Genomic DNA, 18,614 nt, shown 5'->3' on the forward strand with positions numbered 1-18,614 from the left:
TCAGCCGACGGATGGTCAAGACCCGCCCTTTACCCGGCTGATACGAGTTCTATGCTCACTTCATGGCAGAAATTCTGGCCCTCGTCGAGGCCCGGCTGCGCACCGCGTTCGGTGAACCCGACGCCCGCGCCGCCGTCACCTTCCTGGGCACCGACCGCATCGAGGTACTCCGTTTCGCCGAGGGCGACCTCGTGCGGTACGCGACCCTGGGGATGTCCGCGCACCCGATGACCGATCCGACCGCCGTGGTCGCCGACCCCGTACGGGGCCCGCGCGCCGAACTGGTCCTGACCGTACGGGGAGGGCTGGCGGACACCGACAAGCTGCTCAGGCCGCTCGCGGTGCTGGCCGCCTCTCCGCAGGTCGAGGGGCTGGTCGTGGCTCCCGGGGCCTCGCTCGACGTGGGCAGGCCGCTGTGGGAGGGGGCGCCGTTCAGTTCCGTCCTCGTGGCGGAACCGGGCGGTCTGGTCGAGGACCTGGAACTCGACGAGCCCATGGACCCGGTGCGGTTCCTGCCGCTGCTGCCGATGACGGCGAACGAGGCCGCCTGGAAGCGCGTCCACGGCGCGGCCGCCCTCCAGGAGCGCTGGCTCGCGCGCGGGACGGACCTGCGGGATCCTCTGCGTAGCGCTGTCGCACTGGACTGACAGCCCGGACGGGTGACGATGCCTTGACTGGCGGCCGGGCGGGGAGGAGCGTGGCTACCTATGAGGGGTGAACCAACTTGCCCGAAGTGCGGTGGCCGGGTCAGGGCGCCCGGACTCTTCTCCGACTCCTGGCAGTGCGCGGTGCACGGCGCCGTCCACCCCCTGCAGCCCGTCATCCCGCCGAGCGTGGAGGGCCTGGGCGTGGTCGTGCACCGGGCGCGCGTGCCGGTCTGGATGCCGTGGCCGCTGCCGCTCGGATGGCTGTTCACCGGCGTGGCGTCCGCCGGTGACGACCGCAGCGGGGGCCGGGCGACGGTGGTCGCCTGCTCGGGTCCCGGACCGGTGGGCGGGATGGGGGAGCTGCTGCTGATCGCGGAGGAGTTGGGCGTCGGCTTGGGCGCGCGGTACGCGGGCATCGACGGCCTCGACCCGGGCCGGTCCATCAACATGGAGGGGCCGCCCCACACCAAGGTGGTCGCGGCGGGCCGGCCGACGCCGCTGTGGCACGTGGGCGGTGGCCCGGACGACCGGGCCGTCTTCGCCGGCGAGGCGCGCGGCCTGTGGCTGTGGGCCATCGTATGGCCGCAGCAGTCCGGCCTCCTGCTGTACGACGAGCTGGTCCTCACCGACCTGCGCGAAGGGGGCGCCGAGGTCGAACTGCTCCCGTGCGGGGCCCTCAGCCCGCGCATCCTGGGCCCTGTGTAGCTCGCTGCGGGCGCCCCCCGTAGATCCTTCCGGCGAAAGCGGACCTTCCGCCCGGTTATCCTGGAGTGTCCCCCCGTCCGTACGACCCATGGAGTTCGGCTGTGCGCATCGACCTGCACGCCCACTCCACGGCATCCGACGGCACGGACACCCCCGCCGAGCTGGTGCGCAATGCCGCCGGCGCCGGGCTGGACGTGGTCGCACTGACCGACCACGACACCGTCGGCGGGTACGGCGAGGCCCTCGCGGCCCTTCCCGCGGGACTCACGCTGGTGACGGGCGCCGAGCTGTCCTGCCGTCTCGACGGGATCGGCGTGCACATGCTCGCCTACCTCTTCGACCCCGAGGAGCCCGAGCTCGCCCGCGAGCGGGAACTCGTCCGCGACGACCGGGTCCCGCGGGCCCGGACCATGGTCGGCAAGCTCCAGGACCTCGGCGTGGACGTCACCTGGGAACAGGTGGCGCGGATCGCCGGCGACGGTTCGGTCGGCCGGCCGCACATCGCCACCGCCCTCGTCGAGCTGGGCGTCGTGCCCACCGTCTCGGACGCCTTCACGCCGGACTGGCTCGCCGACGGCGGCCGCGCGTACGCCGAGAAGCACGAGCTCGACCCCTTCGATGCCGTACGCCTGGTCAAGGCGGCAGGCGGCGTCACCGTCCTCGCGCACCCCGCCGCCGTCAAGCGCGGCCGGTGCGTGCCCGCGTCCGCGATAGCCGAGCTGGCGGCGGCGGGCCTGGACGGCGTCGAGGTCGACCACATGGACCACGACACCGATACCCGCGCGCGCCTGCGCGCCCTGGCGGCGGACCTCGGGCTGCTGACCACCGGCTCCAGCGACTACCACGGCAGCCGCAAGACCTGCCGGCTGGGCGAGTACACGACCGACCCCGAGATCTACGGCGAGATCACACGCCGCGCGACCGGGGCCTTCCCCGTGCCGGGCGCGGGCGGGCGCGAGCGCTGACCGGCCACTTCGCGGCCCGCTCGACCCGTCCCTGACTTCTTCTGCGCGACACCCCTCTCTCCTGCAAGGCATCACTGTGTTCGACTTCGCCGTCTTCGGATCCCTTTTTCTCACCCTTTTTGTGATTATGGACCCGCCGGGGATCACGCCGATCTTCCTGGCGCTGACCTCCGGCCGTCCCGTCAAGGTGCAGCGCCGCATGGCGTGGCAGGCCGTCTGCGTGGCCTTCGGCGTCATCGCGGTCTTCGGCCTCTGCGGTCAGCAGATCCTCGACTACCTGCACGTCTCCGTCCCGGCGCTGATGATCGCCGGCGGTCTGCTGCTCCTGCTCATCGCACTCGACCTGCTCACCGGCAAGACCGACGAGCCCAAGCAGACCAAGGACGTGAACGTCGCCCTGGTCCCGCTCGGCATGCCGCTGCTGGCCGGGCCCGGTGCGATCGTCTCCGTCATCCTGGCCGTCCAGAAGGCGGACGGGGCGGCCGGACAGGTCTCCGTCTGGGCCGCGATCATCGCCATGCACGTCGTGCTGTGGATCACCATGCGCTACTCGCTTGTGATCATCCGGGTCATCAAGGACGGCGGCGTCGTCCTCGTGACCCGGCTCGCCGGCATGATGCTGTCGGCGATCGCCGTCCAGCAGATCATCAACGGCGTGCTCCAGGTGGTCCAGGGATCCTGAGCGCCTGCGACCGTAGGTACGCGAACGCCCCCGCACCGGTCCCGGTGCGGGGGCGTGAACGTTTCGCGCGGAGCGTCAGATGGACGCGCTCTCGGCCGGTCGGATCAGGATGCGCTGGCCGACGTACGCGGCCTGCTGCACGATCCGGTTGACGGAGGCCGCGTCCACGACGGTGCTGTCCACGGCGGTCCCGTCGACGTCGTCCAGGCGCAGAATCTCGAAGCGCACGGGGCTTCTCCCTTCGTCAGTGTTCTCCTTGCACTGGTTCAACGAAGTGTAGTCCGCAATCATTCCCTACGCTAAGGAAATTTTTTCACTGCCTAACTACATGCCGGTGGTGAAGTCCCAGAACGAGGCCAGCGCGGCGGCCGTCGTCGCCGGATCCTCGGCGTTCGGGGAGTGCTCGGTCCCCGGGACCACCACCCGCCGCGCACCGAGCCGCTCTGCCATCGCGTCCATCAGCGGGACCGGCCAGGCGTAGTCCACGACCCCGGACAGCACCAGCTTGGGAAGCGCCACCCGGCTCAGCTCGTCCACCCGGTCGTGCTCGCAGATCAGCGCCCGGCCCGTGACGATCAGCTGCTCGGGGACCGTGGCCAGCCACCGCTCGCGCAGGAAGTGCGTCAGCTCGGGGGAGTCCTGGGCCGCGTCCTGAGCGTCGTGCGCCCGCATCGCCTCCCAGATCCCCGCCATGTCGTCACCCATCGCCTCCAGCGCGGCGACCAGCAGTTTCGTACGAGCCTGCTGATCCTCGGCGATCGCCGCCGGCCCGCTGCTCAGCAGGGTGAGCGAGGCGAACGGCGACGGGTCGCGCAGCACGGCGGCGCGCGAGACCAGCCCGCCGAGCGAGTGGCCGACGAGGTGCACGCTGCCCGCGCGCAGTGCCCCGACCTGCGCGAGGACGTCGCCCGCCAGCTCCTCCAGGCCGTACGCCGACTCCTCCCGCGGGCCGGGCGTCTCGTACTGGCCGCGTCCGTCGACGGCGACCACCCGGTAGCCGGCGGCGGCCAGCGGCTCCAGCAGTCCGATGAAGTCCTCCTTGCTGCCCGTGAAGCCGGGGACCAGCAGGGCGGTGCCGCGGATCGGCTCGCCGGCTTCGTGCACGGCGAAGGAACCGCGGTCGGTGGACAGGCGGTACGCACGGGCGGCGGACGGCAGCGTGAGGCGCGGGGGCTTGCTCATGGCCCGAGGTTACCGGCCCGTAGATTCCGGCACAGCCCGGGTACGCCGGCGGCCCCGGCCCCCTCGGAAGGGGGCCGGGGCCGCCGATGCGGTGCCGGGTTCTACGCCTCGGGCGCGGCCGCGGCCTTGCGGGTGCGGGTGCGCTTCGGCTTGGCCGGGGCCTCCTCGGCCACCACGGCGGCCTCGGTGGCGACCGGCGCGGCCTCCGCGGCCTTGCGGGCGCGCGTGCGCTTCGGCTTGGCCGGGGCCTCCTCGGCCACGACGGCGGCCTCGGTGGCGACCGGCGCGGCCTCCGCGGCCTTGCGGGTCCGGGTGCGCTTCGCCTTGACCGGGGCCTCCTCGGCCACGGCCGCCGCGGGGGCCTCGGCGACCGGGGTCACCGGAGCGGCCGCGGCCTTGCGGGTGCGGCGCGCCCGGACCGGCTCGACGGGCGGAGCCATCTGGAAGTCCGGCTCCGGCGCCGTCTCCACGATCCTGCGCGGACGCCGCGCCCGGACGGGCGCCGGCTCGACGAGCGGGGCCATCTGGAAGTCCGGCTCCGGCGCCGTCTCCACGACCTTGCGGGTGCGGGCGCGCCGCGGCTTGGCCGGGGCCTCCTCGGCGACCGGGGCCACCTCGGCCACGGGAGCCGCAGCCACGGGAGCCGCGACCGGGACCTCGGCCACCGCCGCCGGGGCGGACTGCACCGGCACCGCACCCACACGGGTCCGGCGTCGGCGCGGCCTGCGCGGCTCGTCGCCGGCCGGTGCCTGCGGAGCCTCGGCCACGGGGGACACTGCGGCCGGCTCGGCGCCGACCTCGGACCCGCTGCGCGTACGGCGGCGCTGCCGCGGCGTACGGGGCGGACGGTCCTCGGTCACCGTGGCGGCCTGCGCGGACCGGCCACCGCGGCCACCGCGGCCGCCGGTCTCGCCCAGGTCCTCCAGGTCCTCGGCCTTCAGGCCGGCCCGCGTGCGCTCGGCGCGCGGCAGGATGCCCTTGGTGCCGGCCGGGATGTTCAGCTGCTCGAACAGGTGCGGGGACGTGGAGTACGTCTCGACCGGCTCGTGGAAGTCCAGCTCCAGCGCCTTGTTGATCAACTGCCAGCGCGGGATGTCGTCCCAGTCGACGAGGGTGACGGCGATGCCCTTGTTGCCCGCGCGGCCGGTGCGGCCCACGCGGTGCAGGAAGGTCTTCTCGTCCTCCGGCGTCTGGTAGTTGATGACGTGGGTCACACCCTCGACATCGATGCCGCGCGCGGCGACGTCGGTGCACACCAGCACGTCGACCTTGCCGTTGCGGAACGCGCGCAGGGCCTGCTCGCGCGCGCCCTGGCCGAGGTCGCCGTGGACGGCGCCGGACGCGAAGCCGCGCCGCTCCAGCTGCTCGGCGATGTCGGCCGCCGTGCGCTTGGTGCGGCAGAAGATCATGGCCAGGCCTCGGCCCTCGGCCTGCAGGATGCGGGAGACCAGCTCCGGCTTGTCCATGTTGTGCGCGCGGAAGACGTGCTGCGTGATGTTGGCGACGGTCGCGCCCTCGCCGTCCTCGGAGACGGCGCGGATGTGCGTCGGCTGCGTCATGTACCGGCGGGCCAGGCCGATGACCGCGCCCGGCATGGTCGCCGAGAACAGCATCGTCTGACGCTTCGGGGGCAGGTAGGCCATGATCTTCTCGACGTCGGGCAGGAAGCCCAGGTCGAGCATCTCGTCGGCCTCGTCGAGGACGAGCGCACGGACGCGCGACAGGTCGAGCTTCTTCTGCCCGGCGAGGTCGAGCAGGCGGCCCGGGGTGCCGACGATCACGTCGACGCCCTTGTTGAGGGCCTCGACCTGCGGCTCGTACGCGCGGCCGCCGTATATGGCCAGGACGCGGACGTTGCGGACCTTGCCTGCGGTCAGCAGGTCGTTGGTGACCTGGGTGCACAGCTCGCGGGTCGGAACCACCACGAGGGCCTGCGGGGCGTCGGTCAGCTGGTCGGGCGTGGCGCGGCCGGCCTCGACGTCCGCGGGGACGACGACCCGCTCCAGCAGGGGAAGGCCGAAACCGAGCGTCTTGCCGGTTCCGGTCTTGGCCTGGCCGATGACGTCCGTGCCGGAGAGGGCGACGGGGAGGGTCATCTCCTGGATGGGGAAGGGGGACACGATGCCGACGGCTTCAAGCGCTTCGGCAGTCTCGGGAAAGATCCCGAGGTCTCGGAACGTAGTCAGGGTGCTGCCTCTTCTGTGAGACGCGGCGCGAGGCGGCGAGGGGGGTCCTACCGTGCTGTGCTTGCAGTACTGCCACGTACGAAGCTGCGCGGGACCACTGGCCTTCGCTCAAGCGCATCTGCCGCTGAGGGGGCCCCTCGTGGGAGGCGGTACGCATGGACGTACGCACCACACCGAGGGCGGTCGGTTGGAGCCGATCGGGCCACCGACCGGGCATCCTCATTCGGATGGCCCGCCGAGTATTCGGCAGGCGCATTACCACTGTACCCCGGAATCGCGCAGGTGTGTCGGGTGAATTCACCGGCCAGGTGGGTTTAGGTGGACAGGCTGGGAGTGGACATGGTGCTTTGAGGGGCCATTCGGCGGGCTATTGTGCGGAGCATGCCGACCGTAGAAAACGCCTCGCCCGCCGACGACAGCAACCCCGCCGAGGCCACGGGGATCGCCTCGCAGGACTGGGCGGCCGCATCTGCCTCGCCGCAGTACCGGGCCGCCGTCGTGGACCTGCTCGGCGCGCTCGCCTACGGGGAGCTCGCGGCCTTCGAGCGCCTCGCGGAGGACGCGAAGCTTGCGCCCACCCTGGACGACAAGGCCGAGCTCGCCGCGATGGCCTCCGCCGAATTCCACCACTTCGAGCGGCTCCGCGACCGCCTCACGAAGATCGAGGTCGAGCCCACCGCCGCCATGGAGCCCTTCGCCCAGGGCGTCGACGCCTTCCACCGCCAGACCGCCCCGTCGGACTGGCTGGAGGGCCTGGTCAAGGCGTACGTCGGCGACTCCATCGCCAGTGACTTCTACCGCGAGGTCGCCTCCCACCTGGACACCGACACCCGCGCCCTCGTGCTCGGTGTGCTCGACGACACCGGCCACGGCAACTTCGCCGTCGAGAAGGTGCGCGCCGCGATCGAGGCCGACCCCCGCTGCGGCGGCCGGCTCGCGCTGTGGGCCCGCCGCCTGATGGGTGAGGCCCTCTCACAGGCCCAGCGCGTGGTCGCCGAGCGTGACGCACTCTCGACCATGCTGGTCGGAGGCGTCGACGGGATGGCGGCCGGCTTCGACCTCGCGGCCGTCGGCGAGATGTTCACCCGCATCACCAAGGCCCACACCAAGCGGATGGCGGCCCTCGGCCTCGCCGCCTGACCGGACCCCGTACCTCGAAGGCCCCGGCGCGCCATGTGCGCGCCGGGGCCGACGTACGTAATCCGGGGAGCGGGCCTCACGGCCCGGCTTCAGGGGTCACCCCCGCGACGGGAGCGAAAACGGAGTCCTGTGGGGACGCGTGCGGGGCCCGCGGGCCGGTCGGAGCAGCAGGGACAGCACCACGGCCGACACCAGCACCGCGCCGACGAACGTCGCCAACAGCGTGTTGCGCCCGGGGCCCAGCGCGAAATGGGTGAGATAGGCCCCGAACAGTGCTCCCAGCACGCCGCTGACCAGCACCACTCGCCGAGAGGGAAGTCGGGCCTCGAGCCCTCGGACGGCTGCTGCGGACAGGGCGAGCCCCAGCAGTGCGGAGCCGAGCACTTCCATCAGCAGCATCAGGTCTCTCCCATACGTCAGGGCAAACCGGGTCACTGCGGTCCTACCCGAAGCGGAAGAAAGAGAAACGGCCCGGTGGACTCAACCACCGGGCCGTTTCGGACAGTTCTCAGAGCGCTCCGAAACCGACCTTGCGCGTGGTCGGCTCACCCAGGTCGACGTACGACAGGCGGTCGGACGGCACCAGGACCTTGCGGCCCTTGTTGTCGGTGAGGCTCAGCAGCGGCTCGTTGCCGGACAGCGCGGCGCTGACGATGCTCTCCAGCTCCTCGGCGCTCAGGTCGCTCTCCAGCACGATCTCCCGGGGTGCGTGCTGCACGCCGATCTTGACCTCCACGGCTTTGTCCCTCCGACGATCCGGTTCGCGCGATCAGCCGCGCCGTACGCGGTCCACATTAGCCCGGAGAGGGGATGCGGACGGCGCACAGCGGACACGCTCGCAGCGAACACCGGCGGGGACGTCGCGGGAGCCGCGCCGAGGCGACCGCGCGACGGCCGTCAGGACTCCGAGCCGTGCAGCGGGAAGCCGGCGATGCCGCGCCAGGCGAGCGAGGTCAGCAGGCCGACCGCCGTCTCACGGGCCACCGGGCTCTCGCTGGAGAGCCAGTAGCGGGCCACCACCTGCGACACCCCGCCCAGCCCCACCGCCAGCAGCATCGACTCGTCCTTGGACAGGCCGGTGTCCTCGGCGATGACGTCGGAGATCGCCTCCGCGCACTGCAGCGAGACGCGGTCGACGCGCTCGCGCACCGCGGGCTCGTTCGTCAGGTCCGACTCGAAGACCAGCCGGAAGGCGCCGCCCTCGTCCTCCACGTACGCGAAGTAGGCGTCCATGGTGGCGGCCACGCGCAGCTTGTTGTCCGTCGTCGACGCGAGCGCCGTGCGCACGGCCAGCAGCAGCGCCTCGCAGTGCTGGTCCAGCAGGGCCAGATACAGGTCGAGCTTGCCCGGGAAGTGCTGGTAGAGCACCGGCTTGCTCACCCCGGCGCGCTCGGCGATGTCGTCCATGGCGGCCGCGTGGTACCCCTGGGCGACGAAGACCTCCTGGGCCGCGCCCAGCAGCTGGTTGCGCCGGGCCCGGCGCGGCAGTCGCGTGCCCCGCGGACGCGCTGCCTCGGTCTGCTCGATGGCTGTCACGCCGCCTCCCACTTTCTCTCGGAACACAGGCGCTCTGCGCCGCGCCGCCATCGTACTTTTCGGTAACCGAATCTGGGGGGTCCGAGCCGAGTTTTCTCGCGGTACGGACGGCCCGGAGGCGCTGGTCAGCGGTCGATCGACGGTCGGTCAGCGGTAGTCGTCCTCGTCCAGCTGCACCACGCGTGCCTGCTCGGCGGCGTCGCCGTCCGCGGCCTGGCCCGCCTCGCGGCCGGTCTCGGGGTCGTCGTCGTCGGGCCGGAGATCGGCCTGCTGCTCCGCCACATCCTCCTCTGGCGCCTCAGGATCGAGGGATTCCGGAAACTGCTCCCGGAAGGTGTCCGGCTCCGCAGGGTCGACAGTCATGCCGCTCCCCTCGCTTCCTTGTGTCACCTACGAGCCTAGGAGGATCGCCGAAGCGCCGCTATGCGGATCCGCGATGAGACTGTGACCGCGAACACAACAAGTGGAACGTGATCGTCTCGTAACATTGCCCGCATGTCTTCGACCGAGCTGCCGGGCGTACGGTCCGCCGCCGAACCGTCCTCCCCCGCGGGAGGGGTCCGGCTGGCCGACGGGGAGCAGCTGCGCACCGCCGCGCTGCCCGGGCTGGAACTGGCCGTCCGGGTGCGCCCGCCCCGACGCGACGGCCTGCCGCCCGCCCTCTTCGTGCACGGCCTGGGCGGTTCCTCGCAGAACTGGTCGGCGCTGATGGAGCAGCTGGCGGACACCGTCGACGGCGAGGCCGTGGACCTGCCCGGCTTCGGATGGTCCCCGCCTCCCGCCGACCGCGACTACTCCGTCACCGCGTTCGCGCGGGCCGTCATCCGCCACCTCGACGCCGCCGGGCGCGGGCCGGTCCACCTCTTCGGGAACTCCCTCGGCGGCGCCGTCTCCACCCGGGTCGCGGCCGTCCGCCCCGACCTCGTGCGCACGCTGACGCTCGTCTCGCCCGCCCTCCCCGAGCTGCGCGTGCAGCGGTCGGCCGTGCCGACCGCGCTGCTGGCCCTGCCCGGGGTGGCCGCGCTCTTCAGCCGGATGACACAGGGCCTCAGTGCCGAACAGCGCACGCGCGGGGTGACGGCCCTCTGTTACGGAGACCCCTCCCGGGTGACTCCCGAAGGGTTCCGCAACGCCGTGGAGGAGATGGAGCGCCGGATGGCGCTCCCGTACTTCTGGGACGCGATGACCCGCACCTCGCGCGGCATCGTCGACGCCTACACCCTCGGCGGCCAGCACGGACTGTGGCGGCAGGCGCAGCGGGTGCTCGCCCCGTCCCTGCTGGTCTACGGTGGCCGGGACCAACTGATCTCGTACCGTATGGCGCACAAGGCGGCCGCAGCCTTCCGGGGTTCGCGGCTGCTGACCCTGCCCGAGGCCGGGCACGTGGCGATGATGGAGTACCCCGAGGTGGTGGCCGCCGCCTTCACGGAGCTGCTGCGCGACACAGGCGCAGGGGCTGCGGTCCGGGACACCGAAGACGGCAGGGGCTGAGGGCCGTGGGACGACACAGTCGAAAATCCGGGGCGCCCGCTCCGGAGTCCGCTCCGGCGCCGGCGCCTGCAGCAGCGCGCCCGCAGGCGCAGCCGGATCACGCCGCGTACGAGGACCGGTTCGCGTACGACGCGTTCGGGGATGACGTCTTCGGCAACGACGACCCGTTCGCCGGGTGGCCCGAGCCGACCGTCACGCACCACGGATACGTGCCCCAGGACCGCCCCGCCGCCGGTGCGCGGGCCGGCGGCCACCCCCAGCAGTACGAGACCGGCGGCGCGTGGGGGGCCGGACCCGACTCCGTTTACGGGGACTGGCACGGCGTACCCCGCCCGCGCTCCGGTGACGACCCCGCGCCCGCCGCGCGGGCGGCGGCAGCCCCCGCCGCCCCCCGGGACTACGACACACCGGCCTTCGGCACCCCCGCGGTGGGCTTCCCGCAGGTCACGTTCGAGCAGCCGGCCCCCCGGGCTCCCGAGCCCGTGCCCCCGGCCGCGCCGGACCCCGTCGTCTCCACCGGCTCGCACCGCCTCGTGCCCGGCCCCCGGGTGCCGGCCGATCCCGTCGAGGAGCGACCCGCCTCCGGCCGCGGCAAGAAGGCCCTGGCGTACACCGGGATGGCCGCGGCCGCGGTCACCACGGTCCTCGCGGTGGTCGTCGCCGGCCAGGCGTTCCTCGACACGGACGCCGACGAGGCCCGGGCGGGTGCGCCCGCGGCCACCGGCAAGGACCGCAGCGACACGGCCGCCTCCCGCTCCGACGGCCGGCCGACTCCGAACGGCGGCGCGGCCGTACCGGTCGCACCGTCCGCCGCCGCGCCCGCACCAGCACCCGAGCTGACGTATGAACAGCAGATGGCCGCGCAGCTGCCCCTCGACCCGAAACTCGCCGGCCCCGGGACCTTCGACACCGTGCCGGGCGTGGCCAAGGCCCCCGGCAAGGGCAGGATCGTGCGCTACCGGGTCGACGTCGAGCAGGGTCTGGGCCTCGACCCGCAGCTCTTCGCCGAGGCCGTCCACCGCACCCTCAACGACGACCGCAGCTGGGCCCACGGCGGCGCCATGACCTTCGAGCGCGTGCCGGGCGGCAAGGCGGACTTCGTGATCACCCTCGCCAGCCCGGGCACCACCGGGGTCTGGTGCGCCAAGTCGAACCTCGACACCGTCGTCGGCAACGTGTCCTGCGACTCGGCGAGCACGGAGCGGGTGATGATCAACGCCTTCCGGTGGGCCCAGGGCTCCGAGACCTACGGTCCGGACCAGATGTTGATCTATCGTCAGATGCTCATCAACCACGAGGTCGGCCACCGGCTCGGGCACGACCACGTCAACTGCCGCACCCCCGGAGCGCTCGCCCCGGTCATGCAGCAGCAGACCAAGTCACTCAACATCGACGGTGTCCAGTGCAGGCCCAACCCCTGGGCCTTTCCCGGGAGCTGACGCAGTGCCGGGGGCGGGCCGGTGGTCGCGCCGACACGGAGTCCGGTCACCGGCCCTCGTGCTCGCGCGTCGCCCGGCACCCCCCGACCGCGAGCGCCGCCGTTGAGCTCGCGCTCCCCGGTGTGGCCGCGCACGGTGCGGCCGACCGTCTCCTGCCGCTGACGCCGGCCCGGCCGCGCGAGCGCCCCTTGCGTCCTCTCCGTGACGCCGACGCGCCCGGGCACGCCCATGCCCCCAGGCGCGGGAGCCATGTGGAGCGCGGCACCGTCCGTCCCCGCGGCACCGGCGTGGCCGCGGGGGCGCGCCCGCCGAACTGCGCCGCCTGCGCGGCAGGACGGCCGCCATGGTCCTCCAGGACCCCTGGGCTCCCTGGACCCGTACCCCGCCGTCGGCGGCCGGAGCCCGGGTCCGCCGGATCCGGCCGGGCGCCTCCCGGCGGGCCGCCCGGACCCACCTGGACGAGGTGCTCGACCGGGTGGGCCTCGCGCACGCCGCACAACCGCACGCCGCACGGCGCACGCCGCGCCCGCGGGCTTGCGCACGAGTTCGGCGGCGGCCGGCGCCGGCGCGTGGGCATCTCCCCGGCGCCGGCGCGGGCTATCGTCGGCCCCGGCCCCGGCTGATCGTCTGCGACGAGCCCGTCCCGGCCCTCGGCGTGACCACGCAGGCACTGCGCGCCGACTGCCAGTCGCCATGACCGGGCCGGACCCGGGGGCGGCCGCGGGATGACGCTGGTCGCGCCAGGAGGCCCTGCCCGCCGCCTAGTTGGGGCCCGACAGGGCTGTACTTCTAGCGTGCTCGAACGCGAACCGTACGGGAAAGTTACGACTCTTCACCCCTTCCGGTGGCGCGACGGACAACCGTCCGTCGCGCCTTCGGCATATCCGCTTGAGTTCTTCCGCGGCGGGTCGCCTGACCGACGGCGACCGCCTGGACGGGAGATCGGGGGTGCCACTCGTGCGGATCGGACTACTCACGGAAGGTGGTTATCCGTATGCGACGGGCGAGGCCAGGCTGTGGTGCGACCGGCTCGTGCGCGGACTCCCGCAGCACGAGTTCGAGCTCTACGCGCTGAGCCGCAGCGCCGAGCAGGAACGCGCCCGGATCCCGCTGCCCGAGCACGTCACCCAGGTCCGCACGGCCCCCCTGTGGGCCCCGGCCGACGACGGGCGGACCTACTCCCGGCGTGAGCGCCGGCTCTTCGCCGACTTCTTGCGGGAGCTGGTCCACGGTATCTGCGCCGGCGCGCCAGACCCCTTCGCCGCCGGGCTCTACGGGCTCGCCGGCCTCGCCCGCGAACAGGGCGGGCTCTACGCCGCGCTGCGCTCCGAGTCGGCGGTGCGGGCACTGGAAGGCGCCTGCCGGGCACCGGGCGCCAGCCGCACCGTACAGGCGGCGCAGGTGTCCGACCTGCTGGAGTTCGTGGACGAACTGGAGCGCATGCTGCGGCCGCTGTCCCTCGACTGGTACGAGGAGGACGCCCGGGGCGAGGGCCTCGGCGCGGTCGACGTCTGCCACGCGGCGGCGGGCGGGGTGGCGGCGCTCCCCGGCCTGCTGGCCAAACGCTTCTTCGGGGTCCCGCTGCTGGTCACCGAGTACGGGGTCCAGCTGCGCGCCCACTACCTGTCCCACCTCGGCGCGGGGGGGAGCCAGGAGCCCCGCCCCGCCGTACGGGCCCTGCTCGCCGCCTTCCACCTGCGGCTGGCCTGCGAGATCTACGCCCGGGCCGACTTCCTGACTCCCGGCAACGCGCACGCCCGGCGCTGGCAGGAGCGGTGCGGCGCCGGCCGCGACCGGCTGCGGACCGTCTACCCGGGGATGGAGGCGGACCGATTCGCCACCGTCGGGGAGTCCGCCGACCGCGGGGACCCCGACGCAATCGTGTGGGTCGGCCGGGTGGAACCCGCCAAGGACCTCATCGCCCTGCTGCACGCCTTCGCCGAGGTCAGGAGGGCCGAACCGCGCGCCCGGCTGCGGATCTTCGCCACGGCGGCGGACCCCGGCTACCTCGCCGACTGCCGTTCCCTCGCCGCGCAGCTGTTCCCCGACGAGGCCGCCGACAGCGTCACGGTCGGGGAGAACCCGGTCGCCTTCGAGGAGGTCGGCGGACCCGAGGCGCCCTCCGCGGCCGAGGCGTACGCCGCCGGACGGGTCGTCGTGCTGTCCTCCGTGATCGAGGGCTTCCCCGTCACTCTCGCCGAGGCGATGCTCTGCGGGCGCGCCACCGTCTCCACCGACGTGGGCGCGGTCCGCGAGGTCATCGGCGGCACCGGGCTCGTCGTCCCGCCGCGCAACCCGCGGGCGCTCGCCGAAGCCTGCCTCTCCCTGCTCGGGGACGCCGAGCGGGCGGAGCGCCTCGGAGCCGCGGCCCGGGCGCGGGCCCTGGAGCTGTTCACCGTCGAACAGAACGTCGCCGCCTTCCAGGAGATCTACCTGCGACTGCTGGCCAAGGGCTCCGGGCGGCCCGACGGCGGCGGCATCCCCTTCGCCCGGCCCCCGGAGGCGCGGGTGCCCGGGCACTGGACCAGCCCGACCTGGGCCAAGCCCGCACCGGACCCGACCTCGGAGGCCGTTGTATGACCACCGTCGACCCCGACACCGCGGCCGCACCCACACCGGCGGCCGGAGGGGTGCGCCGACGGGCCGCGGGTGATCCCGTCAAGGCCCTGCTGCACCGGCACCGGGCGCTGTGCGAGGGGGCCGTGGACCCGTTGGAGATCGCAGCCGGCCTGGAGGCCCACGGCATCACCGACCGCACCGCCGCCCGCTTCCGCCACCGGGACGTCTTCTCCCTCGCCGAGGAGCTGTACGCCCGCAGCCCGCGCGGGGAGGCTCCCGCCGCCGCGCCGGCCCCGGTGCCGGCCGGGCCGTCCGCTCACCGCGCCTTCGGCTGTGCGCTGCTGCCCGGGGCCCTCGCCGCAGCTGCGGCCGCCGCGGACCAGGCGTGGGCCGGGCCGGCCGCCGTGGCCGCCACCGTCGCCGCACTGGTGTGGCCGGGGCGGGCCGCCGGGGGCCGCTTCCCCTGGCTCGTGCACCTGCTGGCCGCAGCCGTCGCCGGCTGGGCCGCGTACCGGTACGGCACCGCCCTCGCGGTCGGCCTCGCGCTGGCCGTCGCCCCCGGGCACCTGCTCGCCGCGGCCTTCGCGGCCGGGGCCCGTGCCCGGCTCGAGGCGAGCCGCGCCCTGGAGGACTTCGCCGACCGGGCCCGCCCGCTGCTGCTCACGGCCGTCGCGGGCTTCACCGCGGCCGCCGCCGGGGCCGCCGCGCTCGCCGGCACACCGCTCCCGCCGGCCGTGCCGCTCGCCCTCCTGCTCTTCCTGACCCGGCTGCTGCTGCGGCACGGATCCCGCCGCGGACCCGCCGCCGCACTCGCCCTCGCCCTGATCCCGGTCCCGGCGGCGGCGACCGCCGCCGCGGCCGCCCTCCTCGTCCACGCCGTCCTCGCCCTGTCCCGCGCATCCGCGCACGCGAGGCCATGACGTCCCCCGGGACCACCACAGCCCTTCGGAGCCGACGCCGAGGCGCTCCCCTGTACCCCGCCCCATCCCGCCCACCCGTCCGCAAGGAGAAACAGACATGACCGGCCAGCCAACCAACCAAGGGGTCACGCGATGAGGGTGCTGCTGATCGGAGCCAACGGATACCTCGGCCGCTACGTCGCCGACCGACTGCTCGCCGACCCGGCCGTACAGCTCACCGCGCTCGGCCGCGGCGACGACGCCGACGTCCGCTTCGACCTCGCCACCGGCAGCCCCGGAGCACTCACGCGCTTCCTCGACGCCGTCCACCCCGGCGTCGTCATCAACTGCGCCGGAGCCACCCGGGGCGGGGCCCGCGAGCTCACCCGGCACAACACCGTCGCCGTCGCGACGATCTGCGAGTCCCTGCGCCGCAGCGGCTGCGGGGCCCGGCTCGTGCAGCTCGGCTGCGCCGCCGAGTACGGGCCCAGCCAGCCGGGATCCTCCACGGCCGAGGACGCCGTCCCGAGACCCGGCGGGCCGTACGGCGTCAGCAAACTGGCCGCCACCGAGCTGGTCCTCGGCTCCGGGCTGGACGCTGTCGTCCTGCGGATCTTCTCGCCCGTCGGCCCGGGCACCCCGGCCGGGTCCCCGCTCGGCCGGCTCGCCGAGGCCATGCGGCGCGCGATGCAGTCCGGCGACGGCGAGCTCAAGCTCAGCGGGCTCGGCGTGCAGCGCGACTTCGTCGACGTCCGGGACGTGGCGCGGGCCGTGCACGCCGCATCCCTGTCCGCCGCCCAGGGCGTGGTGAACATCGGCACCGGCCGCGCCGTCCGGCTCCGCGACGCGGCCGCCGTCCTGGCGCGGGTCGCCGGATACGGAGGAGCCCTGCACGAGCTGGACGTGCCGCACGGCGGGCCACAGCAGGCGCACGGGCACCCCGGCCGTCCGGCCGGGCTCGCGTCCATCGGCTCCCCCCGCTCCGAGGCCACCGCCGAGCAGATGGCCGCCGCGGCCCCGCAGCCGTACCCCTACCCCGACGGCTGCGGGGCCTGGCAGCAGGCGGACGTGCGGACCGCCCGCGACCGGCTCGGCTGGCGGCCCCGGATCAACCTGGAGGAGTCCCTCGCGGACATCTGGATGGAGGCGGCATGCCGCATCTGACCACTCCGCCGGGGGCCCTGACGGCAGCCGCGACCGGGGCGGGCCGCCTCGGACTGGGCATCCCCGGCTACGCGCACCCGCTGCTCGCCCCCGTGGAGTGGGCCGAGCTGACCCGCCCCGGCACCCCGCTGCACTGGGCCGTGCTGAACGTGTCGGAAGGCCCGGGCGGGCGTCCCGATCCGCACTGCACCGAAGCGGCCGCGAAGCTGCACGGGGCGGGCGGCACGGTCCTCGGCCATCTCGCGATGCGGGACGGATCGCGTTCCTTCGGGGAGGTCGTCTCCGACGCCCACCGCTTCCGGGACTGGTACGGCGTCGGCGGCTTCTACCTCGCCGACGCCCCGGCCGACCGGGCGGACCTGGAATCGGTGCGCCGGGTCGTCGACACCCTGCGCGGTCTGGGCGAGGACCTGCGGATCGTCCTCGGGCACGGCACGCACCCGTACGAGGGCTACGCGGAGGCCGCCGACCAACTGGTCACCTTCTCCGGGGCCTGGGCCGACTACCGCTGGTCGCAGGTGGCGGAGTGGACGGCGGAGTACCCGCCGGAGCGGTTCTGCCACCTGGTCCACGGGGTGCCGCGCACGCACCTGGAGGAGGCGATGAGGGTGGCTCGCTGGCAGGGCGCCGGCACGATCTGGTTCACCGACCGCCGCGCGGTGGGGGACCGTGACCCGTGGGCCTCGATGCTCGGGTACTGGGACGAAATCGTCTCACGTATCGGAACAGGTGTCTTGGAATGAAGACGGGCGTGGCAGTGTTACGGAGAGAACCACCGTTAAGTCGTAACCATCTACGGAGTCCCCGTGTCGCTGCCACCCCTGGTCGAGCCGGCTGCTGAGCTCACCGTTGACGAGGTCCGTCGGTACTCCCGCCACCTGATCATCCCGGACGTCGGGATGGACGGCCAGAAGCGCCTCAAGAACGCCAAGGTGCTGGCCGTGGGCGCGGGCGGCCTCGGCTCGCCCGCCCTCATGTACCTGGCCGCGGCCGGCGTGGGCACGCTGGGCATCGTGGAGTTCGACGAGGTCGACGAGTCGAACCTGCAGCGCCAGATCATCCACAGCCAGTCGGACATCGGCCGCTCCAAGGCCGAGTCCGCCCGCGACAGCGTGCTGGGCATCAACCCGTACGTGAACGTGGTCCTTCACGAAGAACGGCTCGAGGCCGAGAACGTGATGGAGATCTTCAGCCAGTACGACCTCATCGTCGACGGCACGGACAACTTCGCCACGCGCTACCTCGTCAACGACGCCTGCGTCCTGCTGAACAAGCCGTACGTGTGGGGTTCGATCTACCGTTTCGACGGCCAGGCCTCGGTGTTCTGGTCCGAGCACGGCCCCTGCTACCGCTGCCTCTACCCGGAGCCCCCGCCGCCGGGCATGGTTCCGAGCTGCGCCGAGGGCGGCGTCCTGGGTGTGCTCTGCGCGTCCATCGGCTCCATCCAGGTCACCGAGGCCATCAAGGTCCTCACGGGCGTCGGCGAACCGCTGGTCGGCCGCCTGATGATCTACGACGCCCTGGAGATGCAGTACCGCCAGGTCAAGGTCCGCAAGGACCCCGACTGCGCGGTCTGCGGCCCGAACGCGACCGTCAAGGAACTCATCGACTACGAGGCCTTCTGCGGCGTCGTGTCGGAGGAGGCCCAGGAGGCGGCCGCGGGCTCCACGATCACTCCCAAGCAGCTCAAGGAGTGGATCGACGGCGACGAGGCGATCGAGATCATCGACGTCCGCGAGATCAACGAGTACGAGATCGTCTCGATCCCCGGCGCGAAGCTGATCCCCAAGGGCGAGTTCCTGATGGGCACCGCCCTCCAGGACCTCCCGCAGGACAAGCGCATCGTCTTGCACTGCAAGACGGGTGTCCGCAGTGCGGAAGTCCTCGCGGTCCTGAAGTCCGCAGGCTTCGCCGACGCGGTGCACGTCGGCGGCGGCGTCATCGGCTGGGTCCACCAGATCGAGCCCGAGAAGCCGGTCTACTGATCCGTCCGCGAAGGGGCCGCACCCGTGACGCTCG

General features: G+C 73.4%; 19 protein-coding genes. 12 read left to right on the forward strand and 7 right to left on the reverse strand.

Annotation, left to right across the window (positions count from 1 at the left end):
* Positions 1-62 precede the first annotated feature (62 nt).
* The 4 genes from ACZ6JS_RS00955 (at position 63) to ACZ6JS_RS00970 (ending at position 2,999) form a co-directional block, all read left to right on the forward strand.
* Positions 63-647: a suppressor of fused domain protein gene (locus ACZ6JS_RS00955; protein WP_469294936.1), complete on the forward strand. Its 585-nt coding sequence runs from the start codon at positions 63-65 to the stop codon at positions 645-647.
* A gap of 60 nt (positions 648-707) precedes the next feature.
* Positions 708-1,352 (forward strand): DUF6758 family protein, encoded by a 645-nt coding sequence (locus ACZ6JS_RS00960; RefSeq protein ID WP_469294938.1) that lies wholly within the window; start codon positions 708-710, stop codon positions 1,350-1,352.
* Positions 1,353-1,453: 101 nt separating this feature from the next.
* On the forward strand, positions 1,454-2,317 hold the full coding sequence (locus tag ACZ6JS_RS00965; protein WP_469294939.1) for a PHP domain-containing protein: 864 nt from the start codon (positions 1,454-1,456) through the stop codon (positions 2,315-2,317).
* A gap of 76 nt (positions 2,318-2,393) precedes the next feature.
* The gene (locus ACZ6JS_RS00970; RefSeq protein WP_469294940.1) at positions 2,394-2,999 is read left to right on the forward strand and encodes a MarC family protein; all 606 of its coding nucleotides are present in this window, start codon (positions 2,394-2,396) and stop codon (positions 2,997-2,999) included.
* Between the two features lie 75 nt (positions 3,000-3,074).
* Here the strand turns inward: ACZ6JS_RS00970 and ACZ6JS_RS00975 are convergent, their stop codons facing one another.
* The 3 genes from ACZ6JS_RS00975 to ACZ6JS_RS00985 form a co-directional block, all read right to left on the reverse strand.
* Positions 3,075-3,227 carry a hypothetical protein gene (locus tag ACZ6JS_RS00975; protein ID WP_167344722.1) on the reverse strand — a complete coding sequence of 51 codons (153 nt, stop codon included), beginning with the start codon at positions 3,225-3,227 and terminating at the stop codon, positions 3,075-3,077.
* A 96-nt stretch (positions 3,228-3,323) separates the two neighbouring features.
* Complete coding sequence (locus ACZ6JS_RS00980; RefSeq protein ID WP_469294942.1) at positions 3,324-4,181, reverse strand: alpha/beta fold hydrolase; 858 nt, start codon at positions 4,179-4,181, stop codon at positions 3,324-3,326.
* Between the two features lie 101 nt (positions 4,182-4,282).
* On the reverse strand, positions 4,283-6,301 hold the full coding sequence (locus tag ACZ6JS_RS00985; RefSeq protein WP_469294943.1) for a DEAD/DEAH box helicase: 2,019 nt from the start codon (positions 6,299-6,301) through the stop codon (positions 4,283-4,285).
* Between the two features lie 447 nt (positions 6,302-6,748).
* Here ACZ6JS_RS00985 and ACZ6JS_RS00990 point away from each other — a divergent pair, with 447 nt between their 5' ends.
* Complete coding sequence (locus ACZ6JS_RS00990) at positions 6,749-7,507, forward strand: ferritin-like fold-containing protein (RefSeq protein ID WP_469294944.1); 759 nt, start codon at positions 6,749-6,751, stop codon at positions 7,505-7,507.
* A 96-nt stretch (positions 7,508-7,603) separates the two neighbouring features.
* On the opposite strand, the gene ACZ6JS_RS00995 is transcribed toward ACZ6JS_RS00990, so the two are convergent.
* From ACZ6JS_RS00995 to ACZ6JS_RS01010, 4 genes are all read right to left on the reverse strand, one after another.
* Positions 7,604-7,903 (reverse strand): hypothetical protein, encoded by a 300-nt coding sequence (locus ACZ6JS_RS00995; protein WP_469295520.1) that lies wholly within the window; start codon positions 7,901-7,903, stop codon positions 7,604-7,606.
* A 112-nt stretch (positions 7,904-8,015) separates the two neighbouring features.
* The gene (locus tag ACZ6JS_RS01000) at positions 8,016-8,243 is read right to left on the reverse strand and encodes a DUF3107 domain-containing protein (RefSeq protein WP_030772789.1); all 228 of its coding nucleotides are present in this window, start codon (positions 8,241-8,243) and stop codon (positions 8,016-8,018) included.
* Between the two features lie 161 nt (positions 8,244-8,404).
* Complete coding sequence (locus ACZ6JS_RS01005; RefSeq protein WP_469294945.1) at positions 8,405-9,043, reverse strand: TetR/AcrR family transcriptional regulator; 639 nt, start codon at positions 9,041-9,043, stop codon at positions 8,405-8,407.
* 147 nt (positions 9,044-9,190) lie between these two features.
* Complete coding sequence (locus ACZ6JS_RS01010; protein WP_469294946.1) at positions 9,191-9,406, reverse strand: hypothetical protein; 216 nt, start codon at positions 9,404-9,406, stop codon at positions 9,191-9,193.
* Between the two features lie 132 nt (positions 9,407-9,538).
* Between ACZ6JS_RS01010 and ACZ6JS_RS01015 the strand changes: the two genes are divergently transcribed.
* The 7 genes from ACZ6JS_RS01015 to moeZ all read left to right on the forward strand — a co-directional run bounded on the left by ACZ6JS_RS01015 (position 9,539) and on the right by moeZ (position 18,580).
* On the forward strand, positions 9,539-10,534 hold the full coding sequence (locus ACZ6JS_RS01015; protein ID WP_469294948.1) for an alpha/beta fold hydrolase: 996 nt from the start codon (positions 9,539-9,541) through the stop codon (positions 10,532-10,534).
* 5 nt (positions 10,535-10,539) lie between these two features.
* The gene (locus tag ACZ6JS_RS01020; protein WP_469294950.1) at positions 10,540-11,973 is read left to right on the forward strand and encodes a DUF3152 domain-containing protein; all 1,434 of its coding nucleotides are present in this window, start codon (positions 10,540-10,542) and stop codon (positions 11,971-11,973) included.
* Between the two features lie 957 nt (positions 11,974-12,930).
* The gene (locus tag ACZ6JS_RS01025) at positions 12,931-14,553 is read left to right on the forward strand and encodes a DUF3492 domain-containing protein (protein WP_469294951.1); all 1,623 of its coding nucleotides are present in this window, start codon (positions 12,931-12,933) and stop codon (positions 14,551-14,553) included.
* Positions 14,550-15,452, forward strand: coding sequence for a hypothetical protein (locus ACZ6JS_RS01030; RefSeq protein WP_469294953.1), 903 nt, complete (start codon positions 14,550-14,552; stop codon positions 15,450-15,452). The genes ACZ6JS_RS01025 and ACZ6JS_RS01030 overlap by 4 nt, the downstream gene beginning before the upstream one ends.
* A 132-nt stretch (positions 15,453-15,584) precedes the next feature.
* Positions 15,585-16,595 carry an NAD-dependent epimerase/dehydratase gene (locus ACZ6JS_RS01035; protein ID WP_469294954.1) on the forward strand — a complete coding sequence of 337 codons (1,011 nt, stop codon included), beginning with the start codon at positions 15,585-15,587 and terminating at the stop codon, positions 16,593-16,595.
* On the forward strand, positions 16,583-17,338 hold the full coding sequence (locus ACZ6JS_RS01040; protein ID WP_469294955.1) for a spherulation-specific family 4 protein: 756 nt from the start codon (positions 16,583-16,585) through the stop codon (positions 17,336-17,338). Before ACZ6JS_RS01035 ends, ACZ6JS_RS01040 begins: the two co-directional genes overlap by 13 nt.
* Positions 17,339-17,401: 63 nt before the next feature.
* Positions 17,402-18,580 carry an adenylyltransferase/sulfurtransferase MoeZ gene (moeZ, locus tag ACZ6JS_RS01045; protein ID WP_469294957.1) on the forward strand — a complete coding sequence of 393 codons (1,179 nt, stop codon included), beginning with the start codon at positions 17,402-17,404 and terminating at the stop codon, positions 18,578-18,580.
* The last annotated feature ends 34 nt before the right edge of the window (positions 18,581-18,614 follow it).

Source organism: Streptomyces sp. NPDC046349, assembly GCF_055587885.1.